Source organism: Burkholderia diffusa (assembly GCF_902499115.1).
Taxonomy (GTDB): domain Bacteria; phylum Pseudomonadota; class Gammaproteobacteria; order Burkholderiales; family Burkholderiaceae; genus Burkholderia; species Burkholderia diffusa.
Map to the genome: position 1 here is coordinate 384273 of NZ_CABVPN010000001.1, position 20353 is coordinate 404625.

General features: G+C 68.5%; 20 protein-coding genes. 12 read left to right on the forward strand and 8 right to left on the reverse strand.

The window, feature by feature from the left end; translation table 11 throughout:
- The first annotated feature begins 37 nt into the window (after window positions 1–37).
- From BTE28158_RS01825 to BTE28158_RS01835, 3 genes are all read left to right on the forward strand, one after another.
- On the forward strand, window positions 38–958 hold the full coding sequence (locus BTE28158_RS01825; RefSeq protein ID WP_174919632.1) for a biotin--[acetyl-CoA-carboxylase] ligase: 921 nt from the start codon (window positions 38–40) through the stop codon (window positions 956–958).
- A complete protein-coding gene (locus BTE28158_RS01830; protein WP_124626405.1) occupies window positions 955–1743 on the forward strand; it encodes a type III pantothenate kinase in 789 nt (262 codons plus the stop codon). Before BTE28158_RS01825 ends, BTE28158_RS01830 begins: the two co-directional genes overlap by 4 nt.
- 238 nt (window positions 1744–1981) lie before the next feature.
- Window positions 1982–2224, forward strand: a complete 243-nt coding sequence (locus BTE28158_RS01835; protein ID WP_059600026.1) for a hypothetical protein — start codon at window positions 1982–1984, stop codon at window positions 2222–2224.
- Window positions 2225–2240: 16 nt separating this feature from the next.
- Here the strand turns inward: BTE28158_RS01835 and rfaE2 are convergent, their stop codons facing one another.
- The 6 genes from rfaE2 to BTE28158_RS01865 all read right to left on the reverse strand — a co-directional run bounded on the left by rfaE2 (window position 2241) and on the right by BTE28158_RS01865 (window position 8280).
- Window positions 2241–2726, reverse strand: coding sequence for a D-glycero-beta-D-manno-heptose 1-phosphate adenylyltransferase (gene rfaE2, locus BTE28158_RS01840; RefSeq protein ID WP_151052308.1), 486 nt, complete (start codon window positions 2724–2726; stop codon window positions 2241–2243).
- Between the two features lie 162 nt (window positions 2727–2888).
- Complete coding sequence (locus tag BTE28158_RS01845) at window positions 2889–3767, reverse strand: ferritin family protein (protein WP_059451551.1); 879 nt, start codon at window positions 3765–3767, stop codon at window positions 2889–2891.
- Between the two features lie 485 nt (window positions 3768–4252).
- Window positions 4253–5479 carry a patatin-like phospholipase family protein gene (locus BTE28158_RS01850; RefSeq protein ID WP_124626406.1) on the reverse strand — a complete coding sequence of 409 codons (1227 nt, stop codon included), beginning with the start codon at window positions 5477–5479 and terminating at the stop codon, window positions 4253–4255.
- A gap of 24 nt (window positions 5480–5503) precedes the next feature.
- Entirely contained in the window at window positions 5504–6262 is a 759-nt protein-coding gene (locus BTE28158_RS01855; RefSeq protein WP_124901994.1) for a PhaM family polyhydroxyalkanoate granule multifunctional regulatory protein, read from the reverse strand.
- A 79-nt stretch (window positions 6263–6341) separates the two neighbouring features.
- Window positions 6342–7169, reverse strand: coding sequence for an enoyl-CoA hydratase/isomerase family protein (locus BTE28158_RS01860; RefSeq protein ID WP_059600022.1), 828 nt, complete (start codon window positions 7167–7169; stop codon window positions 6342–6344).
- Window positions 7170–7287: 118 nt separating this feature from the next.
- Window positions 7288–8280 carry a fumarylacetoacetate hydrolase family protein gene (locus BTE28158_RS01865; protein WP_059600021.1) on the reverse strand — a complete coding sequence of 331 codons (993 nt, stop codon included), beginning with the start codon at window positions 8278–8280 and terminating at the stop codon, window positions 7288–7290.
- Between the two features lie 126 nt (window positions 8281–8406).
- Between BTE28158_RS01865 and BTE28158_RS01870 the strand changes: the two genes are divergently transcribed.
- The 5 genes from BTE28158_RS01870 (at window position 8407) to metH (ending at window position 15207) form a co-directional block, all read left to right on the forward strand.
- Window positions 8407–9282 (forward strand): IclR family transcriptional regulator, encoded by an 876-nt coding sequence (locus tag BTE28158_RS01870; RefSeq protein ID WP_059523979.1) that lies wholly within the window; start codon window positions 8407–8409, stop codon window positions 9280–9282.
- Between the two features lie 117 nt (window positions 9283–9399).
- Window positions 9400–10695, forward strand: coding sequence for a DUF3108 domain-containing protein (locus BTE28158_RS01875; RefSeq protein ID WP_174919633.1), 1296 nt, complete (start codon window positions 9400–9402; stop codon window positions 10693–10695).
- A 245-nt stretch (window positions 10696–10940) separates the two neighbouring features.
- Entirely contained in the window at window positions 10941–11198 is a 258-nt protein-coding gene (locus tag BTE28158_RS01880) for a BTH_I0359 family protein (RefSeq protein ID WP_006477667.1), read from the forward strand.
- Between the two features lie 177 nt (window positions 11199–11375).
- Window positions 11376–12443 (forward strand): homocysteine S-methyltransferase family protein, encoded by a 1068-nt coding sequence (locus BTE28158_RS01885; protein WP_059600019.1) that lies wholly within the window; start codon window positions 11376–11378, stop codon window positions 12441–12443.
- A 46-nt stretch (window positions 12444–12489) separates the two neighbouring features.
- Window positions 12490–15207: a methionine synthase gene (metH, locus tag BTE28158_RS01890; protein ID WP_170296419.1), complete on the forward strand. Its 2718-nt coding sequence runs from the start codon at window positions 12490–12492 to the stop codon at window positions 15205–15207.
- A gap of 117 nt (window positions 15208–15324) precedes the next feature.
- Here the strand turns inward: metH and BTE28158_RS01895 are convergent, their stop codons facing one another.
- On the reverse strand, window positions 15325–15648 hold the full coding sequence (locus tag BTE28158_RS01895) for a DUF1840 domain-containing protein (RefSeq protein ID WP_044846191.1): 324 nt from the start codon (window positions 15646–15648) through the stop codon (window positions 15325–15327).
- Window positions 15649–15849: 201 nt separating this feature from the next.
- On the opposite strand from BTE28158_RS01895, the gene argS reads away from it, so the two are divergent.
- From argS to BTE28158_RS01915, 4 genes are all read left to right on the forward strand, one after another.
- Complete coding sequence (gene argS, locus BTE28158_RS01900; RefSeq protein WP_124626411.1) at window positions 15850–17631, forward strand: arginine--tRNA ligase; 1782 nt, start codon at window positions 15850–15852, stop codon at window positions 17629–17631.
- A gap of 89 nt (window positions 17632–17720) precedes the next feature.
- The gene (locus BTE28158_RS01905; RefSeq protein WP_059600016.1) at window positions 17721–18620 is read left to right on the forward strand and encodes an SPOR domain-containing protein; all 900 of its coding nucleotides are present in this window, start codon (window positions 17721–17723) and stop codon (window positions 18618–18620) included.
- Between the two features lie 69 nt (window positions 18621–18689).
- Window positions 18690–19331, forward strand: coding sequence for a thiol:disulfide interchange protein DsbA/DsbL (locus tag BTE28158_RS01910; protein WP_059523964.1), 642 nt, complete (start codon window positions 18690–18692; stop codon window positions 19329–19331).
- A gap of 19 nt (window positions 19332–19350) precedes the next feature.
- Window positions 19351–20124, forward strand: coding sequence for an SDR family oxidoreductase (locus BTE28158_RS01915; RefSeq protein WP_124901990.1), 774 nt, complete (start codon window positions 19351–19353; stop codon window positions 20122–20124).
- Window positions 20125–20167: 43 nt separating this feature from the next.
- On the opposite strand, the gene BTE28158_RS01920 is transcribed toward BTE28158_RS01915, so the two are convergent.
- The coding region (locus tag BTE28158_RS01920) for a hypothetical protein (RefSeq protein ID WP_174919634.1) at window positions 20168–20353 on the reverse strand (186 nt) is incomplete at its 5' end.

Consider the following 20353-nt stretch of genomic DNA (forward strand, 5'->3'; position numbering starts at 1 on the left):
CCGTCACGCACTGCCCCCTGTCGCTACAATAGGCGCCATGAACGCCCCCACCTCCTCCGACACGCCCGATTCCGGCGACGCGCACATCGCGCGCAACCGGCTCGAGGCGCACCTGGACGCCGCGCCGCGCGCGTGGCCGCTCGACATCGTCGCCGCCACCGGCTCGACCAACGCCGACGTCGCGACGCGCCTCAAGGCGCTGCCGCGCACCGCGAACGCGCTGCCCGCGCCGCTCGTGCGCGTCGCGTTCGAGCAGACGGCGGGCCGCGGCCGGCAAGGCCGTCCCTGGTTCGCGCAGCCCGGCAACGCACTGCTGTGCTCGGTCGGCTGCATCGTGCCGTGCCCCGTCGATGCGCTCGGCGGCCTCAGCATCGCGATCGGCGTCGCGCTCGCGGAAGGGCTCGCCACGCTGCCGCTCGACGCCCACTCGCGCGTCGCGCTCAAGTGGCCGAACGACCTGCTGCTGACGACCACCGACGACGGCACGTCGCGCATCGTCGGCAAGCTTGCCGGGATCCTGATCGAAACCGTCTGGACCACCGCCGACGCGACCGCCGTCGTGATCGGCTTCGGCATCAACGTGCGCGGCGCGGAGGCCGTCGCCGCGCAGGTCGATGCGCTGCGTGCGCGCGAAGCGGCGCTCGCGAGCGGGCTGCCGCCGGCCGCGTTGTCGGCCGCATGCGCATCGGCGAACCTCACCGATACGCTCGCCGCGGCGCTGAACGCGCTCACGCCCGCACTCGCGCAGTTCGGCACCGACGGGCTCGCGCCGTTCTTGCCGCGCTGGCACGCGCTGCACGCGTACGCGGGACGCGAAGTCGTGCTGCTCGAACAGGGCGTCGAACGCGTGCGCGGCATCGCGACGGGCATCGACGCGACCGGCCAGCTGCTGCTCGACACGCCCGACGGCATCAAGGCGATCGCGGCCGGCGACATATCGCTGCGCGAAGCGCAATGAACGAACCGCATCTGCTGATCGACGCCGGCAACAGCCGGATCAAGTGGGCGCTCGCCGACGCGCAACGCACGCTCGTCGAGACCGGCGCATTCGGCCATACGCGCGACGGCGGTGCCGATCCCGACTGGTCGGCCCTGCCGCGTCCGCATGGCGCATGGATCTCGAACGTCGCGGGCGCCGACGTGGCCGCGCGGCTCGACGCGCTGCTCGACGCCCGCTGGCCGGGCCTGGCGCGCACGACGATCCGCTCGCGGCCCGCGCAATGCGGCGTGACGAACGGCTATACGACGCCCGAGCAGCTTGGCAGCGATCGCTGGGCCGGCCTGATCGGCGCACGGGCGGCGTTTCCGGGCGAGCACCTGCTGATCGCGACGTTCGGCACGGCGACGACGCTCGAAGCGCTGCGCGCGGACGGCCGTTTCACCGGCGGGCTGATCGCGCCGGGCTGGGCCCTGATGATGCGCGCGCTCGGCACGCACACCGCGCAGTTGCCGACGCTGACCACCGACATCGCGAGCGGGCTGCTCGCGGGCGCGCAGGCCGAGCCGTTCCAGGTCGATACGCCGCGCTCGCTGTCGGCGGGCTGCCTGTACGCGCAGGCGGGGCTGATCGAGCGCGCATGGCGCGATCTCGCCGCTGCGTGGCAGGCACCCGTGCGGCTCGTGCTGGCGGGCGGCGCGGCGGACGATGTCGCGCGCGCGCTGACGCTGCCGCATACGCGGCACGACGCGCTGATCCTGTCGGGGCTTGCGTTGATCGCCGCGGAAGCGGCGGCGCAGAATTGACGGAAACCGGTCGGCATCGCGCCGGCCGCGTCGGCCGCGTTGATGCAGGCCCGACTGCGGGCTTCGTCACGGTGAGGATGGAAAGCGGGCGCCGGTGCGGGCGCCCATGCAGACAGCCGGCCGCACATGCATGCGCCCCGGCCGACGCGTGCGATCGCCGGCGGCAACCACCGCGCGTGCCGCGCGGCCGGCCCGACCGAACGGTTGAACGACTGAACAACGACGAGGAGTGTCGACGATGCTGCGCTGGCTGATCGCTGTTCTCATTCTCGCGAACCTGCTTGCGTTCGTCGCCGTGCGCGGCGTGTTCGGGCCGCTGCCGGCGGCAGGCCCGCGCGAACCGGGCGTGCTGTCCCGGCAGGTTCGGCCCGATGCGTTGCATGCGATGCCGCTCGCGCAGGCGAGCGATCAGCCCGTGATCGGCGGTCCGATCGGCCCGCCGGCCGTGACGGCCGAGCCGCTCGCGGCTTCCGCGCCCTGACGGCGCGGCACCCGCATCAGGACTGCTGCGCGCGCACCTTCTTCAGCAGCGCGGTGGTCGAGCGGTCGTGCTCGAACGGAATCGCGAGCGCACGCCCGCCCCAGCTGCGCACGATGGCCGATTCCGGCAGCACGTCCATGTCGTAGTCGCCGCCCTTCACGAGAATGTCCGGACGGACGGCCTCGATCAGCGACACCGGCGTCTTTTCCTCGAATTTCACGACCCAGTCGACGCTTTCCAGCGCCGCGAGCAACGCCATCCGGTCGTCCTCGCGGTTGATCGGCCGGTCGTCGCCCTTGCCGAGCATGCGCACCGACGCATCGCTGTTCACGCCGACGATCAGGCATGCGCCGAGCGCCTTCGCATCGGCGAGATACGTGACGTGGCCACGGTGCAGGATGTCGAACACGCCGTTCGTGAACACGACGGGCGAAGGCAGCGAAGCGCGCAGGGCAACCAGGGCGTCGCGGGTGATCAGCTTTCGTTCGAAGGTAGCGGACATGATGAATTTCGGTTGGCGAGAGCGGCGCGCGGTGCACGTCGCGACGGAACACGGCGGCGCCAGATAAAAAGCCCGCCGGATGGCCGGGCGGGCTTCATGCGGGACTACACTGCGGCGATCGCGACCGGCGGAGCTTCACGCCGGCTGCGATGCCGCGCAGCCTCAAGCCGGTTGCGCGGCCGACGACGGGCCACTTTCGGACTGCAGGCGTCCGGTGACTTCCTTGCGGTAGCGGTTCAGCTCCTGGGCGGTCGCGAACGTGCGCTCGAACAGGATCGACAGGTTGTGCAGGATCCGTTCGACGACCTTCTTTTCCCATTCGCCGTCGAAGCGGATCTGCTCGTCGAGCCAGCGCTCGAGCCATTCCGGATCGGGCAGGCGCGACTGCACGGTGTCGCGCGGGAACAGCGCCTGGTTCACGTGCAGGTTGGTCGGGTGCAGCGGCTTCTCGGTGCGGCGCGCCGACGCCATCAGCACGCCGATCTTCGCGAACGCCGCGCGCGCGACGTCGCCGCAATTGTTCAGCGCCTTCTTCATGTAGCGCAGGTAGGCGCCGCCATGGCGCGCTTCATCGCGCGAAATCGTTTCGTAGATGTGCTTGATGACCGGCTCGGTGTGCCAGTCGGCCGCGCAGCGATACCAGTGGTTCAGGCGGATCTCGCCGCAGAAATGCAGCATCAGCGTCTCGAGCGGCGGCGCCGGATCGAACTCGAAGCGCACCGCGTGCAGTTCCTCTTCGGTCGGCACCATTTCCGGCCGGAAGCGGCGCAGGTATTCCATCAGCACGAGCGAATGCTTCTGCTCCTCGAAGAACCACACGCTCATGAACGCGGAAAAGTCGCTGTCGTGCTGGTTGTCGCGCAGGAACATTTCCGTCGCGGGCAGCGCCGACCATTCGGTGATCGCGTTCATCTTGATCGTCTTCGCCTGCTCGTCGGTGAGCAGCGAAGCGTCGAACTTGTCCCACGGAATGTCCTTCTCCATGTCCCAGCGGACAGCTTCGAGCGACCTGTAAAGTTCCGGATAAAGCATGGTGTTCATGATGGTCCCACCCCTGTTCTGCGCAATGCGACTTCTCTAAACGTGACTGTTGCCGCGTCGGCGCGCAAGCGCGCCTTTCGCAGCCAAGACTGTAATTTTACGCGTGTATCCAGCCCCCGGGACGCAGTTTCCGCCTCCGGCAGCCGGGCGGCCGCGTCGCCGCCTTGAAGCACGCCGCGACCCCGCTCCGCTCGAACGGAACCGGCCGCGCGTGCCTGATGTGGGGGCCGGCGCAGGCCGGCTCGGTGGCGAGCCCGCCCGGCGTCACGCGGTTCCCGGACGGGCTCCCGTGCGACCGCCGGACCGGCGGGCTGCTCGATATGGTGTATACGGCGGCGGCCATGATAGCACGTGCGCATGACGGTTCCGAGACGCGGAACCGGTCGCGCGCCGCCACCTGCGGTGCGGCGATCGGTCGCGGGCAGGCGTCGCGAAAACGCAACCGATATGTAAGTTTCATCCGTTTCGGCCCCGCTCTGCTCGCGTCAGACCCGTATTTCGCCGATCGCGCGGCCGCTCTCCGGCGGCATGCCGGATGCCGGCGCGCTGCCGCCGTCGGCCCCCGCGATCCAGTTCGCCAGCGTGTCGCGCTGCGCGCGCCCGTCGCGATAGCCGAGCTCGATCAGCTCGCGCGTGAAGGCTTCCTCGAACAGCAGGTAGCTCGCGAACGACGCGCCGGCCGGCTGGCTGCCGCCGATCGCGCCGAGCAGCCCGCGCATCGTCGCCGGCATCTGCTTCAGGTGTTTCGCGGCGATCAGCTCGATGCGCTCGGACGGCGCGATCGCGAGCACGTCGACGTGCCGCCAGCCGCTGTCCACTTCGACCTGGTGCGGCAGGTGCTCGATCATCCGGTTGATGTGCTCGATCCGCTCGATGTCCGAGCCGATCGAGTCGAGAAACACGCTCGCGAGCACCTGCTGGCCGATCTGCGCGAGCGTCGGGTAGCCGCGCACCCGTCCCGAGCCGTTCGCGGCCGGAATCTCCGGCCGCGGATCGGCCGCGCCGACGACGACGATCCGGTGCGCGCCGAAGTGGATCGCCGGCGACAGCGGCGCGACCTGCCGGATCGAGCCGTCACCGAAATATTCGATCTGGCCGTCGAGCACGAGCGGCACGGCCGGAAACACGAACGGAATGGCCGACGACGCGAGCAGGTGCGATGCCGACAGATCGACGAGCCGCGCGGTGCGCTGCGCGCGCCGCCATGCCTGGATCGGCTCGGCGGCCTGGTAGAACGTCAGGTGCCGGCCGCTCGAATAGCTGAGCGCCGTCACCGAGAGCGCGTGCAGCAGCCTGCTCTCGAGCATCTGCTCGATCCGGTGAAAGCTCAGCTCGCGCTGCAGCAGGTGCGCGAGCGGAGCGTTATCGAGCAGCCCGCGCGGCGAGCGGCGCGCCGCCCAGCCGAATGACATCGTCGCGAGCCAGCGTGCGCCCGCCGCCGCGATGCCGAGCCAGTCGGTGCGATAGACGTAGTCCGCGCGCAGCGGCTCCCAGAATTCGAGCAGACGCCGCACGCCGTGCGAAAAGTCGTCCGCGTGGCTCGCGATCGACGTCGCATTGATCGCGCCGGCCGACGAGCCGCAGACAACCGTGAACGGTACCGTGTGCCGGTTCGGATCGGCCTCGCGCGCGATCTCGGCCAGCGCCTTCAGCACGCCGACCTGGTAGGCGGCACGTGCGCCGCCCCCCATCAGCACGAGCGCGAGCCGCATGATCGACCTGCTATCCGGTTCGCGTCACGTCGAGCGCTTCGGCGGACGCGTTTCGGGCGACGAGGCCGCCGCCGCGCGCGCCGCGGCCGATCCTGCCGGCTTCGCACGCTTCGCGGCCGGCTTGCGCGGCGCGGCGGCCGCGGCCGCAGCCGGTGCGGGCTGCTCCGCCCGCGCCGTCGATGCGGTCTGCCCGGACGGCGCGGCGCCCGGCTCCGCGGGCTGCGCGCCCGGCTGCGTCATCGCGAGGCTCGCGAGCTGGTTGAACTGCGCCTGCAGCAGGTTCCACCAGCCGGCCGGATCGAACGCCTGCTGCGCGGCGTCGCCTGCCGGCGGTGCGTCAGCCGCGCCAGCGGCATCCGGCGCTTGCGGCGCATCGGCGCGCGGCGCGGACGCCGCTTGCGCGGCCGCGACCGCCGCTTCCTCGGCCGCCGACATCGAGCTTTGCGCGAACGCCCCGAACGCACGCAGCGTCGCGAGCGTCGCGCGCTGCACCTCGAGCGCCTGGATCGCGGACTGCAGCATGCCGAGATTGAGCTTGAGCCACTGCTCGACCGCGCGCAGATCGGTGATTCGCTTGTCGAGCTCCTCGACGCTCGTGAGCGGCGCCATCATGTCGGACATGCTCGACAGCGACGGCGGCAGCCCCGACGCGGCGCCGGGAAACGACGCCATCCCGCCGAACGGCGACATCCGCATCATGTCCCACATCCGGTCGAGCATGTCGGCAGGCTTGAAACCGGCAAAGCCGGCAAAAGGATTGGAGCCGGGGGCATCGGTCGTCATACGGGCATCCTGGTTGGCTGGGTGGGCGAAGCGGTCGGCACGAGTCGTGCGGCCGCCCTTGGTCCGATCATAACGCGCGTCAGAACGGTGCGTCGCCGGGGAAGTCTGGCGGGCGCCGCTCGCGCAGCGAGCGGATGCCCTCCTGAACGTCGGGCCCCGAGAAGCCCATGAATTCGAGCGCGAGCGACGTATCGAAGGTCGGCCCGGCGCTGCGCAGCCAGTTGTTCAGCGCGTACTTGGTCCAGCGGATCGCCGACTGGGATCCGTGCGCGAGCCGCTCCGCGACCTCGTACGCCTTCGGCAGCAGGTCCGCCGGCTCGACCGCGAGCGACACGAGGCCGATCCGCTCGGCCTCCTCGCCGCTCACCGGTTCGCACAGCAGCAGGTAATACTTCGCCTTCGCCATCCCGCACAACAGCGGCCACACGATCGCCGCGTGATCGCCGGCCGCGACGCCGAGCCGCGTATGGCCGTCGATGATGCGCGCATCCTTCGCGGCGATCGAGATGTCGGCGAGCAGCCCGGCGACGAGCCCCGCGCCGACGGCCGGGCCGTGCATCGCGGACACGATCGGCTTGCTGCAGTTGATCACGTTGTAGACGAGGTCGCGCGCCTCGCGCCACACGCGGGCGCGCACGTCGAAGTCGTTCGCCATCGCCTCGACGAGCGCGAGATCGCCGCCCGCCGAAAAACCCTTGCCCTCGCCGCGGATCACCGCGACGCGCGTGTCGGGATCGCGGTCGACGTCGCGCCAGATGTCGGCGAGCTCGCGATGCATGCGCTCGTTCGCGGTCGCGAGGCCGCTGCGGTTGGCGCCCTCGCCGCTCATCACGATGTCGAGCACGCCATGATCGCGGCGCGTCACCTTCAATGCTTCGTAACCGCCGTATGCGGCGAGATCGGCCATGCGCAGCTCCCGGGTTCGTGAAATGCTTGAAACGCCTGAATCGAGTGTAGCCAAGCCCGCGCGGGCAAACATCAGGCGAAACCCGGCGCGCGGGCCGGGACCGGGTTTCGCGCGGACGTCAGGCCGCGCCGTCGGGCGGGGCGACCGCCTGCTCGATCGCACCGAAGATCGACTTGCCGGCCGCGTCGAACATTTCGATGCGCACGGTGTCGCCGTAGCGCATGAATTCGGTCTGCGGCGCGCCGTGCTCGATCGTCTCGAGGCAGCGCTTCTCGGCGATACAGCAGTAGCCGCGCTTCGCGTCCTTGTTCGACACCGTGCCCGAGCCGACGATCGAGCCGGCACGCAGGTTGCGCGTCTTCGCCGCATGCGCGATCAGCTGGCCGAAGTGGAACACCATGTCGGTGCCCGCGTCGGGCTGGCCGACCTTCTTGCCGTTCCAGTGAACGATCATCGGCCGGTGCACGCGGCCTTCGCGCCATTCGTCGCCGAGTTCGTCGGGCGTCACAGCGACCGGTGCGAATGCGGTGGCCGGCTTGCTCTGAAAGAAACCGAAGCCCTTCGCGAGTTCGGCCGGAATCAGGTTGCGCAGCGACACGTCGTTCACGAGCGTGACCAGCCGCACGGCCTTCAGCGCGTCGTCGGGCGATGCGCTCATCGGCACGTCGCCGGTGATCACCGCGACCTCGGCCTCGAAGTCGATGCCCCACGCCTCGGACGGGCACACGATGTCGTCGCGCGCGCCGAGGAAATCGTCGCTGCCGCCCTGGTACATCAGCGGATCTGTCCAGAACTCCGGCGGCATCTCGGCGCCGCGCGCGCGGCGCACGAGCTCGACGTGGTTCACGTACGCGGAGCCGTCGGCCCACTGGAAGGCGCGCGGCAGCGGCGCCATGCAGTTCGCCGGGTCGAACGCGAACGCGTTGCGCGCGCGGCCGTGGTTCAGCGCGTCGTACAGGTCGCGCAGCTGCGGCGCGTAGAACGCCCAGTCGTCGAGGACGCGCTGCAGCGTCGGTGCGATCGCATCGGCGATCGCCGCGGTGTGCAGGTCGCGCGACACGACGATCAGCTGGCCGTCGCGCGTGCCGTCCTTCAGCGATGCAAGTTTCATGGGGTATCTGCCGTTGTAGTGACGATGGAGGGAATCTATTTTACGATGGTGAATCCGCGCGGCGCGCCACGATCGTGCACGCCGTTTTCGTCCCGACTCTTGCCGCCTTGTCGCGCCCCGTTGCCCATGCCCGCCAGCCCGCTTCCCGACGACGATCTCGCCGATTCCGACACCGACGACACCGGCTCCGGCGAGCATGGTGAAGGCGGCGAGAAGGTCCGCTCCGGCATCCAGTCGATCGAGGTCGGCTTCCGCCTGCTCGACGTGCTGACGAGCGAGCCGCGCGCGATGATGCTGCGCGATCTCGCGCAGCGCGCGGGCATGAGCCCGGCGAAGGCGCACCGCTATCTGGTCAGCTTCTCGCGGCTCGGCGTCGTGTCGCAGGATCCCGTGTCGGGCCGCTACGAACTCGGCGGCTTCGCGCTGCAGATGGGGCTCGCGCGGCTCGCGCGCGTCGACGGCGTGAAGCTCGCGCGGATCGCGCTGACCGAGTTGCGCGACCGCGTCGACCAGACGGTCGGCATCGCGGTGTGGGGCAACCAGGGGCCGACGATCGTGCACTGGATGGAATCGAGCCATCCCGCGAAGGCGTCGCTGAAGCTCGGCGACGTGATGCCGCTGCTCGGCTCCGCGACGGGCCTGCTGTTCGCCGCGTACCTGCCGCGCAGCAAGACCGCGGCGATGCTGGAACGCGAGCTCGCCGATACGCGCCGCTCGCCGCATCACGGCGGCCCGCGCACGCTCGACGAGGTCGAGGCGGTGCTCGCCGACGTGCGCGCGCATCAGGCAGCACGCGTCGAAGGGATGCTGCTGCCAACGATCCATGCATTCTGCATGCCGGTGTTCGACGCGGTCGGCGAACTCGCGCTCGCGATCGTCGCGCTCGGCCAGGAAGGCATGTTCGACATCGCGTGGGGCGGCGAGATGGACACCGCGCTGCGTGCATGCGCGCAGAAACTGTCTTACGAACTCGGCTATAGTCCGGACGCGCGCGACGCCTGACACGCGGGGCGTGTGACACCCGCGCGATGTACCGCGAACGCGCGGCGCACCCGGCGGTCCGATGGCTGTGACGCGCGAGGCGCGCCGCGACCGCCCCAACCCTGTTCCGTTTCGCCGATGCCGCCTGCCGACACCCGTCCTCGTCACGCCCTGCCCCGCCACTGGCTGCGCGTGGGCGTCGCGCTCGTCGTCGTGCTGGTGCTGCACGCGCTCGCGGCGGTGTGGCTGGCGCGCAGCCGCGACGCGTTCACGCCGCCCGCGCCTGCCGAGATACCGGTGCAGATCGAGCTGCTCAAGCCGCGGCCGATCGAGCGCCAGCCCGCGCCGAAGCCGGCCGAACGACCGGCCGAGCCAGCGCCGGCGAAGCCGGCCCCCGCCGCACCGAAATCAGCACCGAAATCTGCACCGAAGCCCGCGCCGTCGCCCGAGCCGGTCCTCACGTCGACGCAAACGGCCGAGCAAGGCGAGCCGCCGGCCGCCGCCTCAGCCGCCTCAGCCGCGAGCGGCGCGGCAGGCGCATCCGGCACGCACCCGGCATCGGCCGGCGATGCCGGCAGTGCCGCGACGCCGGGCCCCGCGACGAGCGGCGTGAAGTTCGCGCCGCCGCCGCCCGGCGACCTGCAGTACGACACGTTCTACAACGGGATGCAGAACATGATCGGCACGATCCACTGGCGGACCGACGGCCGCACCTACGACCTGTCGGTGTCCATGCCCGTGCCGTTCGTCGGCCCGTTCACCTACCGCAGCGAAGGCCGCATCGACGCATTCGGCGTCGCGCCCGACCGCTATGTCGAGAAACGCGGCAAGCGGCCCGAGGACATCGCGATCTTCAACCGCGAAATCCGCCAGGTGGTCTTCACGCGCACGCCGAACAACGCGCCGCTGCCCGACGGCGTGCAGGATCGCTTCAGCATGCTGATGCAGCTGTCGGGGCTCGTGCGCGGCAATCCGTCCGCCTACCAGCCGGGCGTCACGCAGCAGTTCTTCGTGATCGACAACAACAACGGCGAGACCTGGCCGATCACGGTGATCGGCGACGAGGACGTGCAGACGCAGGCCGGCATCGTCCGCGCACGCCACTTCATGCGGCTGCCGCGCCGCGACGGCGACACGCGCCGCATCGACATGTGGCTCGCGCCGTCGCTCGACTGGCTGCCCGCGCGGCTCGTACAATCGGAGCCGAACGGCTCGCAGATCGAGCTGCTGTGGCACGGCCGGCTCGCCCCGCCCGGTGCGCCCGCCGATGGCGCGACGCGAGGCGCAACGAACGAAGACGCAACGAACGCGCCCGCCAGCGTGCCGGCCTCCGCCGCACCGGCCATGGAGCCGGCACAGCCCGCAGCGTCGCCCGCGGAGCAGGCGCCCGCGCCAGCGGCTGCGCCGCCGGCAGCGTCGCAGCCCGCGCCGTAACGATCGACCAATCGGCAATTTCGACCGATTAAAGCTCTCGCCAAAATGGCCGATGACACTCTTTAACAACTATTTCGGTATTCCGGATCACAATAAGAAACGTTTGATAGATATCGGCTTCTAACCCGATACACCCCACGCAAACGGGAGAACGGGGTGTGCAGCGCAAGCCCCTTGAAACCGGCAAGGTCTGCCCCACCTACGGGACAACAAGGCCAGATGCCACTGCGAAGAGGAGTGCCGCCATGCAAATGATCTACAACAGCCCCAACTACTGCGTCGTCGAATTTGCGCCGCAGGCCGGCCACCATCTGATGAATGCCGGCGGATACGAAATCGTCGACAAGAACGCGCAGCGCGAGATCTTCATCGACGGCGAGCTCGCCGAGCGATTCCGCGCACACGTGAAGCAACTGATCGAGGATGAACCGTCGCTCGACGAAGTGGACGAATTCCTCGGACAGTTCGACAGTCTGATGATGATGCCCGTCGTCCTGCACTGACGACCCGCGGCCCGGCGCATCGCCGGGCCATTCGCCGCTTTCGGGCGGCGCCGCGAGCACTCCGATCCAAGCCCCCGTCCGGTTCGCCGGGCGGGGGTTTTCATTTGGGGCGGGCCGGGCGGCGCCTTGGCGCACCGGCTACAATGACGGTTTTCCCGTCTTCACCGCTCTTCCGCCATGTCCGCGACCCCTCTCGCCGCTTCCGCCCCGCTCGACGCGCCCTACACGCGCGGCGCCGACCTGCCCGCGCTGCTGAAATCGCGCATCCTGATCCTCGACGGCGCAATGGGCACGATGATCCAGCGCTACAAGCTCGACGAGGCCGCGTATCGCGGCGAGCGTTTCAAGGATTTCCCGCGCGACATCAAGGGCAACAACGAACTGCTGTCGCTCACGCAGCCGCAGATCATCAGCGAGATCCACGACCAGTATTTCGCGGCCGGCGCGGACATCGTCGAAACCAACACGTTCGGCGCGACGACGGTCGCGCAGGCCGACTACGGGATGGAAGACCTCGTCGTCGAGATGAATGTCGAATCGGCGCGGCTCGCGCGCGAGTCCGCCGCCCGCTACGCCACGCCCGACAAGCCGCGCTTCGTTGCCGGCGCGATCGGGCCGACGCCGAAGACGGCGAGCATCTCGCCGGACGTCAACGACCCGGGCGCGCGCAACGTCACGTTCGACGAGCTGCGCGACGCGTATTACCAGCAGGCGAAGGCGCTGCTCGATGGCGGCGTCGACCTGTTCCTCGTCGAGACGATCTTCGACACGCTGAACGCAAAGGCCGCGCTCTTCGCGCTCGACGAACTGTTCGAGAACACCGGCGAGCGCCTGCCGATCATGATCTCGGGCACCGTGACCGACGCGTCGGGCCGCATCCTGTCGGGCCAGACGGTCGAGGCATTCTGGAATTCGCTGCGTCACGCGAAGCCGCTCACGTTCGGCCTGAACTGCGCGCTCGGCGCGGCGCTGATGCGCCCGTACATCGCCGAGCTCGCGAAGCTGTGCGACACCTACGTGTCGTGCTACCCGAACGCGGGCCTGCCGAACCCGATGAGCGACACCGGCTTCGACGAAACGCCGGACGTGACGTCGGGCCTCCTGAAGGAATTCGCGCAGGCCGGGCTCGTGAACCTCGCGGGCGGCTGCTGCGGCACGACGCCCGAGCACATCGCCGAGATCGCGAAGGCGCTCGCCGACGTGAAACCGCGCCGCTGGCCGAGCCAGTACAGCGACGCCGCCTGACCGACAGCCCCAACGCCCGCCCTACATCACACGAATTCGCACCGCCATGACCGATCACATGATGCGCCTTGCCGGCCTCGAGCCGTTCAACGTCACGTCCGGGACACTCTTCATCAACGTCGGTGAACGCACCAACGTCACCGGCTCGAAGGCATTCGCGCGGATGATCCTCAACGGCCAGTTCGACGAGGCGCTCGCCGTCGCGCGCCAGCAGGTCGAGAACGGCGCGCAGGTGATCGACATCAACATGGACGAGGCGATGCTCGATTCGAAGGCGGCGATGGTGCGCTTCCTGAACCTGATCGCATCCGAGCCGGACATCGCGCGCGTGCCGATCATGATCGACTCGTCGAAGTGGGAAGTCATCGAAGCGGGCCTCAAGTGCGTGCAGGGCAAGGCGATCGTGAACTCGATCTCGCTGAAGGAAGGCGAGGAAGCGTTCCGTCACCACGCGAACCTGATCCGCCGCTACGGCGCGGCCGCGGTCGTGATGGCGTTCGACGAGAAGGGCCAGGCCGATACCTACGAGCGCAAGACCGAGATCTGCAAGCGCTCGTACGACTTCCTCGTGAACAAAGTCGGCTTCCCGCCGGAAGACATCATCTTCGACCCGAACATCTTCGCGGTCGCGACCGGCATCGAGGAGCACAACAACTACGCGGTCGACTTCATCGAGGCGACCCGCTGGATCAAGCAGAACCTGCCGTACGCGAAGGTGAGCGGCGGCGTGTCGAACGTGTCGTTCTCGTTCCGCGGCAACGACCCGGTGCGCGAGGCGATCCACACCGTGTTCCTGTACCACGCGATCCAGGCGGGCATGGACATGGGCATCGTGAACGCGGGCCAGCTCGGCGTGTACGCCGATCTCGACCCGGAGCTGCGCGAGCGCGTCGAGGACGTGATCCTGAACCGCCGCGCGGATTCCACCGATCGCCTGCTCGAGATCGCCGACAAGTTCAAGACCGGCGGCGCGAAGAAGGAAGAGAACCTCGAGTGGCGCAACCAGCCGGTCGAGAAACGGCTCTCGCATGCGCTCGTGCACGGCATCACGACCTTCATCGTCGAGGATACCGAGGAAGTGCGCGCGAAGATCGACGCGGCGGGCGGTCGCCCGATCAACGTGATCGAAGGCCCGCTGATGGACGGGATGAACATCGTCGGCGACCTGTTCGGCCAGGGCAAGATGTTCCTGCCGCAGGTCGTGAAGTCGGCGCGCGTGATGAAGCAGGCCGTCGCGCACCTGATCCCGTTCATCGAGGAAGAAAAGCGCCTGCTCGCGGAAGCGGGCGGCGACGTGCGCGCGAAGGGCAAGATCGTCATCGCGACCGTGAAGGGCGATGTGCACGACATCGGCAAGAACATCGTGTCGGTCGTGCTCCAGTGCAACAACTTCGAAGTGGTCAACATGGGCGTGATGGTCCCGTGCAACGAGATCCTCGCGAAGGCGAAGGTCGAGGGCGCGGACATCATCGGGCTGTCGGGCCTCATCACGCCGAGCCTCGAGGAAATGGCGTACGTCGCGTCCGAAATGCAGCGCGACGACTACTTCCGCGTGAAGAAGATTCCGCTCTTGATCGGCGGCGCGACGACCTCGCGCGTGCACACGGCCGTGAAGATCGCGCCGCACTACGAAGGCCCGGTCGTCTACGTGCCGGACGCCTCGCGCTCGGTGTCGGTCGCATCGAATCTGCTGTCGGACGAAGGCGCGGCGAAGTACCTCGACGAGCTGAAATCCGATTACGAACGGATCCGCGATCAGCACGCGAACCGCAAGGCGCAGCCGATGGTCACGCTCGCCGAGGCGCGCGCGAACAAGACGAAGGTCGACTGGGCAGGCTACCAGCCCGTGAAGCCGAAATTCATCGGCCGGCGCGTGTTCAAGAACTACGACCTGAACGAGCTCGCGAACTACATCGACTGGGGCCCGTTCTTCCAGACCTGGGATCTCGCGGGCCCGTACCCGGCGATCCTGAACGACGAGATCGTCGGCGAATCGGCGCGGCGCGTGTTCTCCGACGCGAAGTCGATGCTCGCGCGCCTGATCCAGGGCCGCTGGCTGACCGCGAACGGCGTGATCTCGCTGCTGCCCGCGAACACGGTCAACGACGACGACATCGAGATCTACACCGACGACTCGCGCTCGGAAGTGCTGATGACGTGGCGCAACCTGCGCCAGCAGAGCGTGCGTCCGGTGGTCGACGGCGTGATGCGCCCGAACCGCTCGCTCGCCGACTTCATCGCGCCGAAGGAAACGGGTGTCGCCGACTACATCGGGATGTTCGCGGTGACGGCCGGGCTCGGTGTCGACGTGAAGGAAAAGCAGTTCGAAGCCGACCACGACGACTACAGCGCGATCATGCTGAAGGCGCTCGCGGACCGCTTCGCGGAAGCGTTCGCCGAAGCGATGCACGCGCGCGTGCGCCGCGAGCTGTGGGGCTACGCGAGCGGCGAGACGCTCGACAACGATGCGCTGATCGCCGAAAAGTACGCGGGCATCCGCCCGGCGCCCGGCTACCCGGCCTGCCCCGACCACCTCGTGAAACGCGACATGTTCGACGCGCTGCAGGCGAACGAGATCGGCATGAGCGTGACCGATTCGCTGGCGATGCTGCCGGCGGCCAGCGTGTCGGGTTTCTACCTCGCGCACCCCGACAGCACGTATTTCTCGGTCGGGAAAATCGGTCAGGATCAGCTCGAGGACTACGCGCGACGCATGGCGCTGTCGCTCGACGATGCGCGCCGCGCGCTCGCGCCGCAGCTCTGATCGATGCGCGACCGGGGCGGCCTCGCCGCATTTTGATCAGACAAATAAAAAGCCCGCATCGAGCGGGCTTTTTCTTGCCGGACCCATCTTGCGGTCGGCGTCGCCGGGCGACGAGGCTCAGAAGCCCCAGTGCACGTCGGCCTGGCCGGCCTTCGCTTCGCGCAGCATCGTGAGGAACGGTGCCACGCGCTGCGCCAGGCTCGGCGGCACTTCGTGGTGCGCGTGGTCGTCTTCGTCCTCGTGGAAATGGCCGGCGTGCTCGGCGCGCTCCTGCTTCGCCTGCGCGACCGCGCCTTCCAGCTTCGCAATCGCGTGGTCCAGTTCGTCGTGCGTAATGACACCGCGTTCGCCCAGCTGCTTGCCGACGAGGCCCAGCACGTACACGGCGAAATCCTTCAGCACGTCGAGATCCTGTGCCGCCTTGCTCTTGAACGTAATCATGACAATTCCCTTTTCATCTTGTTGTGCCTGCGCGGCGCAGTTGGGGGGACGCCGGCAGACCGGCGTCCGGCCTCGCGGACGCGGGGCGCCTGAGCGGCATATTAGCACCTGTTAAAATTCTGCGATCCCTGAAACGCGCGCTTAAAAAGCGCGCCGGCCGGCCGGCGTTTCCGGCCGCCACCAACGAAGCCTTCTACCAGCATGCTGCCAGCACACAAACAGACCCTCGAAGCCCTGCTCGCGGATAGCGTCACGCAGGTCGCACACGCGCTGAAAGGCGCCGACGCGGCATTCGTCACCCCGGCCATCACGCTGGAGCGCCCGAAGGTCGCCGCGCACGGCGACGTCGCGTGCAACGTCGCCATGCAGCTCGCCAAGCCGCTCGGCACGAACCCGCGCCAGCTCGCCGAGAAGATCGTCGCCGCCCTCACGGCCCAGCCGGCCGCGCAAGGGCTCGTCGACGCAGCCGAAATCGCCGGCCCCGGCTTCATCAACCTGCGCCTGACGGCCGCCGCGAAACAGGCGGTGATCGCCGCCGTGTTCGACCAGGGCCGCGCGTTCGGCACGTCGGATCGCGAAAAGGGCAAGCAGGTGCTGCTCGAGTTCGTGTCGGCCAACCCGACCGGCCCGCTGCACGTCGGCCACGGCCGCCAGGCAGCGCTCGGCGACGTGCTCGCGAACGTGATCGCGAGCCAGGGCTACGCGGTGCACCGCGAGTTCTACTACAACGACGCTGGCGTGCAGATCGGCAACCTCGCGATCTCGACGCAGGCGCGCGCGCGCGGCCTGAAGCCGGGTGACGCGGGCTGGCCGGAAGCCGCGTACAACGGCGAATACATCGCCGACATCGCACGCGACTACCTGAACCGCGAGACGGTGGCCGCGAAGGACGGCGAGCCGGTCACCGGCGCCGGCGACATCGACGATCTCGACGCGATCCGCAAGTTCGCGGTCGCGTACCTGCGTCACGAGCAGGACATGGACCTGCAGGCGTTCGGCGTGAAATTCGACCAGTACTACCTCGAGTCGTCGCTGTACAGCGAAGGCCGGGTCGAGAAGACGGTCGACGCGCTGGTCAAGGCCGGCATGACCTACGAGCAGGACGGCGCGCTGTGGCTGCGCACGACCGACGAAGGCGACGACAAGGACCGCGTGATGCGCAAGTCGGACGGCACGTACACGTACTTCGTGCCGGACGTCGCGTACCACGTGACGAAATGGGAGCGCGGCTTCACGAAGGTGATCAACATCCAGGGCTCGGACCACCACGGCACGATCGCGCGCGTGCGCGCGGGCCTGCAAGGCCTGCACGTCGGCATCCCGAAGGGCTATCCCGACTACGTGCTGCACAAGATGGTCACCGTGATGCGCGACGGCCAGGAAGTGAAGCTGTCGAAGCGCGCGGGCAGCTACGTGACGGTCCGTGACCTGATCGAATGGTCGGGCGGCGCGGCACCGGGCCAGGAAGCGGCACCCGACCTGATCGACGAGGCGACCATCACGCGCGGTCGCGACGCGGTCCGTTTCTTCCTGATCTCCCGCAAGGCCGACACCGAATTCGTGTTCGACATCGACCTCGCGCTGAAACAGAACGACGAGAACCCGGTCTATTACGTCCAGTACGCGCATGCGCGGATCTGCTCGGTGCTCAACGAACTGAAGTCGCGCTACAGCGTCGAGGCGGCGCAGCTGCCGGGCGCCGACCTGTCGCAGCTCACGAGCCCGCAGGCCGTGTCGCTGATGCAGAAGCTCGCCGAGTATCCGGACATGCTCACGCACGCGGCGAACGAACTGGCGCCGCACGCGGTCGCGTTCTACCTGCGCGATCTCGCTGGTGAATTCCACTCGTTCTACAATGCGGAGCGCGTGCTGGTCGACGACGAAGCGCCGCGCAACGCGCGCGCCGCGCTCCTCGCCGCGACCCGGCAGGTGCTCGAGAATGGTCTGGCGGTACTCGGCGTGTCTGCGCCCGCCAAGATGTAACGATGCAAGCGGCCCGAACCGGGCAGCGAATGGCCGCGGCAGCGCCCGCCGCGACCTTTTCACGATTCTTTTTGCAGGTGACTCAAGCAATGGCACAACCACGCCGAACTTCGAAGCAATCGAAACAAGCCGGAGGGACATTTCTTGGAATCGTGCTGGGCCTGATCGTCGGCCTCGCGATCGCGGTGGTGGTGGCGCTCTACATCACGCGTTCGCCGTCGCCGTTCGTGTCGAAGGTCGCGCCGCCGCCCGCCGACAACGGCGCGAGCCAGCCGCAGCAGTTCGACCCGAACCGCGCGCTGCAGGGCAAGACGCCCGGCCAGCCGGTGCCGCAGGCCGCGCAGTCCGCGCCGCCCAATACCGCACCCGGCCAGGCCGCGAACCAGACCCAGGGCGGCCTGCTGCCCGAGCCGCAGATCGTCGAAGTGCCGCCGTCGGGCGACACGAACGGCACGACCGGCTCGAGCAACACCACCGCGTCGAACAATGCGTCTTCGGGCAACGGCGTCGCCGTCGCGCCGAAGCCGGCCGACAACACGCCGCCGCCGAAGAAGACGCAGCAGGCGCAGCAACACCCACAACAGCAGCAAGGCGGCGAGGACGATCTCGCGCGCTTCGCCGCGCAGAAGCAGGCGCAGCAAGCCGCCGCGCAAAAGCAGCAGCAACAGCAACTGGCCGCGAACACGCCGAAGCCGACCTCGTCGGCCACGGCCGCCGCGGCAGCGAAGCCGCCGACCGCGAACGACGCGAACACCGGCTACTTCCTGCAGGTCGGCGCGTACAAGACGGAAGGCGACGCCGAGCAGCAACGCGCGCGCCTGGGCTTCCAGGGCTTCGAGTCGAAGGTGTCGAAGCGCGATGTCAGCGGCGTGACCTATTTCCGCGTGCGCGTCGGCCCGTTCTCGAAATTCGAGGATATGAACTCGGCCCGTCAGCGCCTGTCCGATGCAGGTGTCGACACGGCGGTGATCCGTTTCACGAAGCAGTAAGCAACCGGCCGCGCCCACGCAGAACCCGTTATGTTTCGTAACCCGAGCAACTGATTCGACGTCTACAACATGAAAAAACTGCTTAGCACGCTCCTTCTGTCCCTGGGCCTCGCCGCTGCAGGCTTCGCCCAGGCAACGCCTGCCGCACCGGTGTCCGGCAAGGACTTCGAGGTGATGAAGTCGCCGCAGCCGGTGTCCGCGCCGGCCGGCAAGGTCGAGGTCATCGAGTTCTTCTGGTACGGCTGCCCGCACTGCTACGAATTCGAGCCGACGATCGAGGCCTGGGTGAAGAAGCAGGGCAACAACATCGACTTCAAGCGCGTGCCGGTCGCCTTCCGCGACGATTTCGTCCCGCACTCGAAGCTGTTCTACGCGGTGTCGGCGCTCGGCATCTCGGAGAAGGTCACGCCGGCGATCTTCAACGCGATCCACAAGCAGAAGAACTACCTGCTCACGCCGCAGGCGCAAGCCGACTTCCTGGCGACGCAAGGCGTCGACAAGAAGCAGTTCATGGACGCGTACAACTCGTTCAGCGTGCAGGGCCAGGTGAAGCAGTCGGCCGAGCTGCTGAAGAACTACGCGATCGACGGCGTGCCGACGGTCATCGTCCAGGGCAAGTACAAGACGGGCCCGGCTTACACGAACAGCATCCCGGGTACCGCGCAGGTGCTCGATTACCTCGTGAAGCAGGTTCAGGACAAGAAACTCTGATCCCCGCCCGCGCGCCGGCATGACTACTCCGCTGAAGGTCTTCATCACCGGCGCGTCGAGCGGCCTCGGCCTCGCGATGGCCGAGGAATACGCCCGCCAGGGCGCCACGCTCGCACTCGTCGCGCGCCGCACCGATGCCCTCGATGCGTTCGCGCGACGCTTTCCCAAGCTGTCCGTCTCCGTCTATTCCGCCGACGTGCGCGACGCCGATGCGCTCGCCACGGCCGCCGCGTCGTTCATCGCCGCGCACGGCTGCCCCGACGTCGTGATCGCGAACGCGGGCATCAGCCAGGGCGCCGTCACCGGACAAGGCGATCTCGCCACGTTCCGCAACGTCATGGACATCAATTACTACGGGATGGTCGCGACGTTCGAGCCGTTCGTCGGCCCGATGACGGCCGCGCGCCACGGCACGCTGGTGGGCGTCGCGAGCGTCGCCGGCGTGCGCGGCCTGCCCGGTTCCGGCGCGTACAGCGCGTCCAAATCGGCCGCGATCAAGTATCTCGAGGCGCTGCGCGTCGAGTTGCGCCCGGCCGGCGTCGGCGTCGTGACGATCGCGCCCGGCTACATCCGCACGCCGATGACCGCGCACAACCCGTACCGGATGCCGTTCCTGATGGACGCCGACCGCTTCGCGGCCCGCGCCGCACGCGCGATCGCTCGGCAGCACGCGTTCCGCGTGATTCCATGGCAGATGGGCGTCGTCGCGAAGGTGCTGCACGTGCTGCCGCGCTGGCTCTACGACCGTCTGTTCGAAAAGGCGCCGCGCAAGCCGAAGGCCGGCACGCACTGAGCGCATCGGGGGCATCGGGCGTCCGGCGCGTCTGGCGCGCCGTTCATGCCGGCCGGTGCAGCGCCACGGTTCGGTGCCAACGCAGCGCGCGCCGCTTCCTCCTGTCGGCCGTACCACGCGTCGCACGCCGGTACCGAGCTTCCTCCGCTTCTTCCGCTTCTTCCGCTTCTTCCGCTTCTTCCGCTTCTTCCGCTTCTTCCGCTTCTTCCGCTTCTTCCGCTTCTTCCGC

Excerpts from the sequence above, each read along its gene's own strand:
- BTE28158_RS01825 (WP_174919632.1), top strand. The coding sequence starts at position 38 with ATGAACGCCCCCACCTCCTCCGACACGCCCGATTCCGGCGACGCGCAC.
- BTE28158_RS01830 (WP_124626405.1), top strand. The coding sequence starts at position 955 with ATGAACGAACCGCATCTGCTGATCGACGCCGGCAACAGCCGGATCAAG.
- BTE28158_RS01835 (WP_059600026.1), top strand. The coding sequence starts at position 1,982 with ATGCTGCGCTGGCTGATCGCTGTTCTCATTCTCGCGAACCTGCTTGCG.
- rfaE2 (WP_151052308.1), bottom strand. The coding sequence starts at position 2,726 with ATGTCCGCTACCTTCGAACGAAAGCTGATCACCCGCGACGCCCTGGTT.
- BTE28158_RS01845 (WP_059451551.1), bottom strand. The coding sequence starts at position 3,767 with ATGAACACCATGCTTTATCCGGAACTTTACAGGTCGCTCGAAGCTGTC.
- BTE28158_RS01850 (WP_124626406.1), bottom strand. The coding sequence starts at position 5,479 with ATGCGGCTCGCGCTCGTGCTGATGGGGGGCGGCGCACGTGCCGCCTAC.
- BTE28158_RS01855 (WP_124901994.1), bottom strand. The coding sequence starts at position 6,262 with ATGACGACCGATGCCCCCGGCTCCAATCCTTTTGCCGGCTTTGCCGGT.
- BTE28158_RS01860 (WP_059600022.1), bottom strand. The coding sequence starts at position 7,169 with ATGGCCGATCTCGCCGCATACGGCGGTTACGAAGCATTGAAGGTGACG.
- BTE28158_RS01865 (WP_059600021.1), bottom strand. The coding sequence starts at position 8,280 with ATGAAACTTGCATCGCTGAAGGACGGCACGCGCGACGGCCAGCTGATC.
- BTE28158_RS01870 (WP_059523979.1), top strand. The coding sequence starts at position 8,407 with ATGCCCGCCAGCCCGCTTCCCGACGACGATCTCGCCGATTCCGACACC.
- BTE28158_RS01875 (WP_174919633.1), top strand. The coding sequence starts at position 9,400 with ATGCCGCCTGCCGACACCCGTCCTCGTCACGCCCTGCCCCGCCACTGG.
- BTE28158_RS01880 (WP_006477667.1), top strand. The coding sequence starts at position 10,941 with ATGCAAATGATCTACAACAGCCCCAACTACTGCGTCGTCGAATTTGCG.
- BTE28158_RS01885 (WP_059600019.1), top strand. The coding sequence starts at position 11,376 with ATGTCCGCGACCCCTCTCGCCGCTTCCGCCCCGCTCGACGCGCCCTAC.
- metH (WP_170296419.1), top strand. The coding sequence starts at position 12,490 with ATGACCGATCACATGATGCGCCTTGCCGGCCTCGAGCCGTTCAACGTC.
- BTE28158_RS01895 (WP_044846191.1), bottom strand. The coding sequence starts at position 15,648 with ATGATTACGTTCAAGAGCAAGGCGGCACAGGATCTCGACGTGCTGAAG.
- argS (WP_124626411.1), top strand. The coding sequence starts at position 15,850 with ATGCTGCCAGCACACAAACAGACCCTCGAAGCCCTGCTCGCGGATAGC.
- BTE28158_RS01905 (WP_059600016.1), top strand. The coding sequence starts at position 17,721 with ATGGCACAACCACGCCGAACTTCGAAGCAATCGAAACAAGCCGGAGGG.
- BTE28158_RS01910 (WP_059523964.1), top strand. The coding sequence starts at position 18,690 with ATGAAAAAACTGCTTAGCACGCTCCTTCTGTCCCTGGGCCTCGCCGCT.
- BTE28158_RS01915 (WP_124901990.1), top strand. The coding sequence starts at position 19,351 with ATGACTACTCCGCTGAAGGTCTTCATCACCGGCGCGTCGAGCGGCCTC.